This is a genomic window from Mycobacterium attenuatum, from assembly GCF_900566085.1.
Taxonomy (GTDB): Bacteria; Actinomycetota; Actinomycetes; order Mycobacteriales; family Mycobacteriaceae; genus Mycobacterium; species Mycobacterium attenuatum.
Map to the genome: position 1 here is coordinate 1 of NZ_UPHT01000200.1, position 3,230 is coordinate 3,230.

Annotated in this window: 3 protein-coding genes; all 3 read right to left on the minus strand. The window is 63.7% G+C overall.

The genetic code is table 11. The features are described from left to right. Positions 1-1,040: tyrosine-type recombinase/integrase (locus tag EET13_RS29545; RefSeq protein ID WP_122445552.1), on the minus strand; the 1,040-nt coding region annotated here is incomplete at its 3' end. After that, positions 1,040-1,990, minus strand: coding sequence for a tyrosine-type recombinase/integrase (locus EET13_RS29550; protein WP_122445553.1), 951 nt, complete (start codon positions 1,988-1,990; stop codon positions 1,040-1,042). The genes EET13_RS29550 and EET13_RS29545, both read right to left, overlap by 1 nt. Next, positions 1,987-3,230: tyrosine-type recombinase/integrase (locus EET13_RS29555; protein WP_244604199.1), on the minus strand; the 1,244-nt coding region annotated here is incomplete at its 5' end. The genes EET13_RS29555 and EET13_RS29550, both read right to left, overlap by 4 nt.

A 3,230-nucleotide genomic window follows, 5' to 3' on the forward strand; every position in this document is an offset into this window, starting at 1 on the left:
TATCGCAGACTGTAGAGGGTTTGGAGTTGGTCTTCGGTGAGTGGCTCGGTGGCCGCGGTGTTGATCGCGGGGGTGGCGGCGTTGATCGCTTGACGCATCATGTCCAGGGTTGCAAAGGCATAGAAAGCTGCTGTGGTGGAAGCGTTTTCGTGGCCGAGGAGGCGCATGATGATCGGTAGCGGGATGCCCTGCTGGTAGAGATCCATCGCTTTGGTCTTCCGCAGCAGGTGACAGTGGATGTTCGCCGGGATCGAAGGGCATTGAGTACGCGCGGATTCGGCGGCCTGCTTGAGCACGGCGGCGACCGTGTCAGCGGACAGTTCGGCAGGTCGCCCGCGATGCAGACTGTAGAACAATGGCCGTCTCGCGGGCAGTTTGGTGATGTTCGGGTGGAACTCGTCGAGGTAGACGTGCAGATGGCCGATGGTCTTGTCGGTAAGGGGCACGACGCGGGTCTTGTTGCCCTTGCCGGTAAGCAGGATGTGGCCGGGCTCGGTCAGGCGGAGATCGCCCGGGGTCAGGCCGGTGATCTCGCCCACGCGAGCCGCGGTGTCGTAGAGCAGAATGAGCAGCATCCGGTTCCTGCGAGCTTTCGCTGTCTGCCCGGTGAACGCGGCAAGGATCGCCCGGGTTTGAGCTTCGGTGAGGTACTCGACGGGCCTGCGGGGCCCCGCCGGCGCTTTGAGGGCCTTGGCTGCCTGGCTGAGCGCGACGAGCGTGAGATCTTCGTAGGCCGCGTAGGCCAGGAACGCCTTGATGGCGCTGAGGCGCAACGTGACGGTCTTGGGCGTGTAGTGCCGCTGATCGGTCATCCAAGCCAGCCATCCCTTCAGGTGTGGACGGTCGAAGTGATCGAAGCTGACGTGCTCACGTCCGATGTGCTCAGCCTCAGCGAGGTAGTCCAGGAAGCACTCCAGGCTGATCCGATATGCCTCAACCGTTTTCGGTGACAGTCCTCTGGTCTTGGGTATGTAGGAGTGCAGATAATCGCGGGCGAACCCGAAGAAGTCCGGCGCACCGGTATGTGGGTCGCGTCTCATCAGAATCCCACCTGCGGTAGCAGGGACTGGCGGTCCCGGGTGATGTCGGCGTAGGCGGCCATGAAATCGGGCGAGGTGTGCACGTAGTAGTACGTGCTGTCAAAGGTTGCGTGGCCCATGTAACGAGACAGGTAGGGCAGCATCGCGGTGACGTCGTCACCGGCGGTCATCCACCGCTGGATATTGGCGTAGGCGAAGTGATGCCGCAAATCGTAGGGCCGTGGCTGTTGACCGGCCACGGGCCGGTCAAGCCCGGCCTGGTCCCAGATGCGGCCGAATATCTTCCCGACTGTTGCCGCGCTGACCTGGTTGCCGGTAGCGGAGACGAAAAACGTTCGGCGCGAGGCGAAATGATCTCGCGAGGTCCGGTCGCACGTGTCGAGGATCTCGACCACCTCGGCGGTCAGCGGCAGCCTGCGGCCGCGATGGCCTGTGGACCAAATGATGTCGATGTGTCCGGCGTCGAGGTCGACCTGACCGGTCTGCAAGGCGCGGGTTTCGCCGGTCCGCAGCCCGCACGAGTGCATCAAGGTGAAAAACGCGGCCGCCTGCCACCGCCACGGGCATGGCGTCTGAACCCGGGCGGCGGCAGCGAAGAACAATTCGATTTCACGCCGAGACAGCAGATAGGGATGAGCGGCAACGATAGGGGCTTTCCACCGATCAGAGAGCACATACGCGCCAGGGATCTCGTTCATTGCCATCCAGCGGCCGACGTCACGGATGTAGGACATCCAGGACCGGTAACGGCCCGAATGTTGCAGCTGAACAGCGACCCAGCCTTCAACCGTGTCCTTGTCGAACACCGTGCGGTCGTGCTCGGCGCAGTAGGCGTCGAACCGTTTCAGGTACCAGATGCGGGAAGCGCCAGTGAATCCCATCTTCGCCTTGAACGCCAGATAGGCATCCAGCTCGGTGGCGAACGCGCTGGTCAAGCCGTGGCCGCTCATGACCGCACAGCTTCTGGGACCGGCAGAACGCAATCGAGCAGACGTCGCCGGTCGACGCTCATGTAGAGGTTCGTCGATTCTTCGCTGGCGTGGCCCAGCACTGCCGCGATCGTCGGCAGTGGAACCGCTGCGGCCAGCAGCCGGGATGCGGCGTTGTGGCGCAGCAACCGGGTTCCCGCCTTCGCCTCGGCCACCCCCGCTTTCCGGAATGTCTCGACGGTCACCCGGTGCACCGTCGCGTGGTCGTTGAGCCGGGTGTGTGGCGCTTTCATACGCAGGAATAGGTGATCATCGCCGGAGCTGGGACGCTCGTCGAGCACATAAGAAGCCAGCTTGCCCAGCAGCAGCGCCGGCAACGGCAGCGTCAGCGGGTTGCCCGTCTTCTGCTGCACGATCCCGATCGTGTGCCCACGCCAGTCGACATCACCGATCCGCAGCGCCACGATGTCACAGGCCCGCAATCCCGTCGTCAATGCGAGCAAAGTGATCGCGGCGTCTCGCGCGCTGACCACCCCCGACGCACACGCACGAACAACCAGCTCTTCATCAGCGTCGCCCAAGAGGGGGACTATCGCGTGAAAGCGTTTGACGCCAGCCAGATTCAGCGCATTAACCAGATCGGCGCGGCCGGTGAACTTCAGGAACGGACGAAAGTTCGACACCACCCAAAACAGCGACGACCTGGCCCACCGATCCAGTAGGGATTCCAAAAACGCCAAGACACTGGCACCATCCGCGCCGTCCAGCACGGCGATCCCGCGTCTTTCCAGGAACACCAGGTAGCTTCGCGCCACCCTTCCATAGGCCTCGCGGGTGGCCGGTGCCAGACCGCGCCGGCCCATCTCGGCCTCCCACGTGGCGTCCAGCGCAACGAAGTCGCCGCCCACCGGCCGTGGGCCTCCGCCGCCGCGGCCACGAACCGCCAGGTCCACCCGCCCGGTCTGCACATAGGAGTCGAACACCGTAACAAGACGCCGGTAATCGAACCGGCGCTGCGCGCTGAACCGGCCGGTGCGCACACTGGTCGTCATCGAGGCGAACTCCACACCCAAGCCGGTGGAATACTCACGCCCCGAGGCAAACTCAGTCAGCGCCTTGATCGTCTTGGCGTACTGACCAACCGTCGATTCCATATAGCCGGCCGCCCGCAACTCCGCCACGACAACCGCGCCGATCCCACTGACCGTCGTATCCATCACCGTCTCCTTCCACAGACGTAGAGATACGACGGACGCTAACC

What these genes read in the sequence shown, in the direction of transcription:
- EET13_RS29550 (WP_122445553.1), bottom strand. Translation starts at nt 1,990, where the DNA reads ATGAGCGGCCACGGCTTGACCAGCGCGTTCGCCACCGAGCTGGATGCC.